8 protein-coding genes are annotated in these 4693 nt (G+C 63.9%); 2 read left to right on the forward strand and 6 right to left on the reverse strand.

Translation table 11 applies throughout. From position 1 onward, the window contains the following. Together AX729_RS15000 and AX729_RS15005 are read right to left on the reverse strand one after the other, a co-directional pair. On the reverse strand, positions 1-248 hold a 248-nt coding region (locus AX729_RS15000), incomplete at its 3' end, for a hypothetical protein (RefSeq protein ID WP_061024299.1). A 128-nt stretch (positions 249-376) separates the two neighbouring features. Then, on the reverse strand, positions 377-883 hold the full coding sequence (locus AX729_RS15005) for a GNAT family N-acetyltransferase (protein WP_061024300.1): 507 nt from the start codon (positions 881-883) through the stop codon (positions 377-379). A gap of 149 nt (positions 884-1032) precedes the next feature. Between AX729_RS15005 and AX729_RS15010 the strand changes: the two genes are divergently transcribed. Further along, positions 1033-1419: a COG4315 family predicted lipoprotein gene (locus AX729_RS15010; RefSeq protein WP_197433605.1), complete on the forward strand. Its 387-nt coding sequence runs from the start codon at positions 1033-1035 to the stop codon at positions 1417-1419. Positions 1420-1481: 62 nt separating this feature from the next. Here AX729_RS15010 and AX729_RS15015 read toward each other — a convergent pair whose 3' ends face one another. Both AX729_RS15015 and AX729_RS15020 read right to left on the reverse strand, forming a co-directional pair. Beyond that, positions 1482-2615, reverse strand: a complete 1134-nt coding sequence (locus AX729_RS15015; protein WP_061024302.1) for a DJ-1/PfpI family protein — start codon at positions 2613-2615, stop codon at positions 1482-1484. Between the two features lie 110 nt (positions 2616-2725). Next, on the reverse strand, positions 2726-3280 hold the full coding sequence (locus AX729_RS15020) for a PAS domain-containing protein (protein ID WP_061024304.1): 555 nt from the start codon (positions 3278-3280) through the stop codon (positions 2726-2728). 329 nt (positions 3281-3609) lie between these two features. On the opposite strand from AX729_RS15020, the gene AX729_RS15025 reads away from it, so the two are divergent. Next, on the forward strand, positions 3610-4002 hold the full coding sequence (locus tag AX729_RS15025) for a response regulator (protein ID WP_245325196.1): 393 nt from the start codon (positions 3610-3612) through the stop codon (positions 4000-4002). A 24-nt stretch (positions 4003-4026) separates the two neighbouring features. On the opposite strand, the gene AX729_RS15030 is transcribed toward AX729_RS15025, so the two are convergent. Together AX729_RS15030 and AX729_RS40915 are read right to left on the reverse strand one after the other, a co-directional pair. Continuing rightward, the gene (locus AX729_RS15030) at positions 4027-4449 is read right to left on the reverse strand and encodes a hypothetical protein (protein WP_061024309.1); all 423 of its coding nucleotides are present in this window, start codon (positions 4447-4449) and stop codon (positions 4027-4029) included. 18 nt (positions 4450-4467) lie between these two features. Further along, on the reverse strand, positions 4468-4693 hold a 226-nt coding region (locus tag AX729_RS40915; protein WP_210183195.1), incomplete at its 5' end, for a hypothetical protein.

Consider the following 4693-nt stretch of genomic DNA (forward strand, 5'->3'; position numbering starts at 1 on the left):
CCGCCGGCATCACGCATCGACGAGCTGTAGCGCGGGTCGGTCTGCTTCATGTAGATCGGCGAAGTATCACGATGGATGGTGCTGGGGCGGCTTTTGCCGGCCGGTGTCTCGATCAGGAAGCCGCAACCTTCGAAGAAGGCGGTGTCGCAGCCATAGGTCCGGTACTGCGTCGCGTTGGCGCTAGTCGCGGAGACCGCGGCAATCCCTACGCATGCAAGCAAGGCAACTTTCGTCAATGTGAGCTTCATGGATATTCTCCAGCCTCGGTTCGGCGAGACCGGAAGGGCCCGCACACACCTTCGACGGAGGCTGATCTGACTCGGTTCGAGGAGGCGGTTTCACGCACGCGTGAGCCGGGGGCGGTCGGGGAGCGATGTTACGTCGCAGCGAGGTCGCGCAACATGTAGGTCGCGCCTTTCCCGTAGGAGGCCAGCTTCACGTGCAGCGCCGCATCCGCCGTCACCGGATGGAAGCCGAGATGTTCCCACAAAGGCAGCGTGGTGTAGACCGAGACCAGAGCGAGGGTGGCGATGCCGGATGCGCGCGCCAGCTCCGCGATCCCGGTCACATAGGCGCGCGCAACGCCGCCCCGCCGATCCGGCAGCACGGCGACATCGTGCACGTAGAGACAGTCTGCATCTTCGGGGAGTCGTTCGAGGAAGCGATCGAGCGGCGGGATCTGATGCCGCTTCCAGGGATGCGCGAGTCCGTAGCCGGCGATCTCATCGCCGGCGACAAGCACGCGGCAGCCGTCGGGATAGAGCCGCATCTTCTCCGCGAACACCTCGGGGCGTTCAGGCAAAGCAGGATGGATGCGTGCCGCGATCGCGCTGATCGCAGGCAAGTCGGAGTCGTGTGCGGGACGCCAGTGCGGCTTGTTCATGTCTCTTCGTCGTTCCGTCTCGGTTGGTCGAGTTTATTCCGCTGCGTTGACGCGCGCAGCGAAAAATATCTTTTCTGCCATCTGAGGAATACGAGGCCGTGCACGGCGTCCTACCCATGCAAGCCAATTGCATGTCAAAAGGAGATATCATGACGTCCTCGATCCGCCTCGCGCTCGCGCTGGCAATGTCGCTCGCGATCGTTCCCGCCGCCTTCGCCGCACCGCCGACCAAGACGGCCAAGACCGACAAGGGCAACGTGCTCACCGACGCCAAGGGCATGACGCTCTACACGTTCGACAAGGATGCGGACGGCAAGTCGGCCTGCAACGGTCCATGCGCGACGAACTGGCCGGTGCTGAAGGCCGAGGCGGGCGACGCCGCCGGCGACGGCTACACCATCATCACGCGCGACGACGGCTCCCGGCAATGGGCCTACAAGGGCAAGCCGCTCTACACTTTCGCCAAGGACCAGAAGCCCGGCGACATCACCGGCGACGGCTTCCTGAACGGCGCCTGGCATCTGGCGATGCCGTAACGGCGCTTCGCAAGCACGGTGCGTCGGCTGTTGCATGCGACAGCCGGCGTGTTGCCGCGCCGCTATCTCGGATATTCGAGCTGCATGGAGACGAAGTCGGCCGTGCGCGGCCCGTAGCGCGCATCGATGGCCTGAAGCGTCTGGTCCAGCGCGCGCGCCGGCGGCAGGTCGACCGCCGCCGGCGGCGTCAGTTTTGCCGGCCAGTCGGCCGTGACCTCGTCGGGCAGGATGCGAAGACCGCTGCGGCTCGTCAGCGCCTCGGCCGTGGCCGCGAAGGTGAGGGCGCGCGAGCGATAGGTGCGCGACCATGCATCGGCGATCAGCGCAAGTGACACCTCGTCGATATCAGGCGTCAGCGCGATTCCGAGCTGCTCGCGATTCCAGAATGCGAGCGTGTTCGCGATCGCCGTCAGTGCGAAGGGGCGCGTGAAGCCGAATGCGTCGCTGCGGTGGCGCGCATCCCAGGCCGCAAGGCCGATGTCGCGGGCGACCGCCTCGGCCCTGGCCCGTCCGGCAATGGCTTCGATCAAGGTGAGGGCCATGGGCATCGACGCGGTGATGCCGGTCGTCGTCGCGACGCCTTGGTCGACGACCAGTCTGCGGTCCGCCGCATAGCGGATCGCCGGATGCTTCTGAAGGTCGCGCACGGAGTACCAATGCGTCGTGGCCCGTTTGCCGTCGAGCAGCCCGGTATTGGCGACGATTGTGGCGCCCACGCAAACGCCGATCACGATCGCGCCCTTGGCGGCCTGGCTCCTGATCCACTGCAGCACGACTGCATCGTCGTCGCGGCTCATCGCGGGCACGATGACGTAGTCGGCGCCGTCTGGATGCGCGGCATCGAACTCGGCGATGGTCGCATGCGGCTGCACCTTGAGTGCGGGATAGAGCGTGACGGGCCCTGGTTGCGTCGCGAGGGTGAGGACGTCTGCGACGTCCGCGCGCGCAAGGATGCCATAGGGCATCAGATAGTCGGTGGTCTCGCTCATGTCGTTGATGCCGACGATGGCGATCAGCGGGCGCTTTCGTTTCGGCGGTTTCAGCGCGGCCAGCGTCGCCTCGGTTTCGTCTCTGGAAATCGCAGGCGCGGGGCCCTTTGCCGGCGAGCCGGGCAGCAGGAGCAGCCAGGTTCCGCCGATCGCCGCCAGCGATGCCACGCAGCCGAGGACGCTCCACGCCAGAATGCGCCAGCTCATGATGATGTCACCTGCTCTTCGTCTCAGGCGACGGAAGCTATCCGCTCGCAACGCGTTCAGGAATGACGCAAATCCGGCAAAAACGGTCGCGCGTGGCGGTCGATCGCAATCTACCTCAGCCCTTCATACACCATCAGTCCGCGTGCGATCTGCAATTTGCGGATCGCGCGCGGCAGCAGCTTCTCCGGTTGATGCAGATAGCGCCAGGATGTGAGGGTGAGGGCGGAAAGCGCGCCGCATTCGTCGTTGAACGGGGCGAGCACGCCCGTCACGCTCACCGGCGTATGCGGGCGGGCGTTGAAGGGCAGCAGCAGCAGTTCGAGAAATGCCTTGCTGCCGTCCGCGCGCGCGGCGGTGACGCCGGCGATCGCGCCCAGCGTCTCGTCGGCGACGATCGTGGTGATCTCCTCGATCTCGCTGCGGCTCGCATCAGCGAACAGCGCCGCAAAGCTCCGGTCCTTGAGGTCGGTCCCTGCGAGCGCGCAGACGCGGGTTCCAGCAACCCGGAACGGGAAGCCGAGATGGGGCTCGCAGGACAGGACGAAGATGTCCCCGAGCAGGCCGCGAACGGCGGCCGGATCGATATCGGCCCTGTCAGGGGCGCGCTCCATACCGCGCTTCTTGTCCCAATACGCGAAGAACTCGCGGCTCGACGGATGTTTCATGTCTGAACGCTAACCCCCGGGCGCAACCCCGCGGGACAGACCTGTCCCGCTTCAATGCACCCGCGATCCCTTCTGTTGTTCTGCAGGAGGGGATTTGCAGCGTCCATGCCGCAGAGCCGTTTTCGGACTTCTTGGCCCGGCTTTGACTCGTTAACGTTAAATTCACCATGATCCTTGACGGACCGGTAACTCCCGTAACTCACGCGGGGGTGTGTTCCGCCGTTCCCAGCGGGTTGTCTGACTTGCCATCGGCTTGAAGGGCCTTTCGGAACTTATGTTCACTTTTAAGCTTACTACCTGCCACGATGACGTGGCAGGAGGATCGGGACGTGGACAATCCGGCATTGCTGATCCTCGTCGTCGAGGATGACTTTCTGATCCAGGAACTGGTCGGTAGCGCCCTGACGGAAGGCGGCTTTCAGACGGAGATTACGGCCTCGGGCGAGGAGGCCGTGAACCTGCTCCAGGGCGACGCAACGAAATATCGGGCGTTGCTGACCGACATTCACCTGAGCGGCAAGCTGGCGGGGTGGGACGTCGCCAGGCGTGCCAGGGAGATCAATCCGGAAATGCCCGTGGTTTACACGACGGGTGCTGGTGCCGATCAATGGCCGTCTCACGGCGTTCCGAATAGTGTGCTTTTGAACAAGCCGTTCGCACCTGCGCAGGTCGTTACCGCGATTTCTCAACTGCTCAACCAGGCACCGCCGCCGGAAGGGTGAAAGGTGGCTCTGTGCGGTCTGGCTTTAGGGGGCCGGCGCCTTCGGCAAAACAGCGTAGTAGCGGCGCCCATTGTATCGAGGATCGCTCCCGTCGCTGGCCTTGAACTTCACCGGGCGCCATTTGCTCTGCGGGTTGACCGGCTCGATTTCGTAGTGATCGGCTGGGAGCGGCGCTACGTCTTCGTAAACCACAAGCGGCCTCGGGTCTTTCAGATCGGCTTCGCGCCGCCTGAACCCGTAGACGTCGACCGATCTTCCAGCTTCTTCATTGCGGGCAACCTTCATGATCAGCTCAACGCGGTCACCGGCCGGCGGGATCACGGGATCTGGTTTCAGCAAGAAATAGAACGGCGTCCAAATGGCGTAGACAATCGCAGCGAGGAGCAGGGCCTCTCGCAAGCCGACGCCAGTGCTGGGGTCGAAAGGTAGCAGTTTCACTGCACGCATTCGCTCCGGCTGCAACAATCATAGGTTGATAATCAAATCTGACGTTTGAACAACGCGCGAACAGATCAGCCTGTTCCGCTCGGCTGCGCAGGGCCTCGGCATCGTCTTTTCGAACTCGCCTGCGGCGAGCGTCGTTAACGTTAAGTTAACGATGCGCTTTGTGCCGGCCGCGCGACTGCTATGGTGATCGCGGTCGCAAGCTTCGCCGCTTTTCTCCAGGTTCTCGGCGGGGCGTGTACACAGG

It is taken from the genome of Bradyrhizobium sp. CCH5-F6, assembly GCF_001556045.1.
GTDB lineage: Bacteria > Pseudomonadota > Alphaproteobacteria > Rhizobiales > Xanthobacteraceae > Bradyrhizobium.

Coding starts and splice junctions, on each gene's coding strand:
- AX729_RS15010 (WP_197433605.1), top strand. CDS start 1,033: ATGACGTCCTCGATCCGCCTCGCGCTCGCGCTGGCAATGTCGCTCGCG.
- AX729_RS15030 (WP_061024309.1), bottom strand. CDS start 4,449: ATGCGTGCAGTGAAACTGCTACCTTTCGACCCCAGCACTGGCGTCGGC.
- AX729_RS15005 (WP_061024300.1), bottom strand. CDS start 883: ATGAACAAGCCGCACTGGCGTCCCGCACACGACTCCGACTTGCCTGCG.
- AX729_RS15020 (WP_061024304.1), bottom strand. CDS start 3,280: ATGAAACATCCGTCGAGCCGCGAGTTCTTCGCGTATTGGGACAAGAAG.
- AX729_RS15015 (WP_061024302.1), bottom strand. CDS start 2,615: ATGAGCTGGCGCATTCTGGCGTGGAGCGTCCTCGGCTGCGTGGCATCG.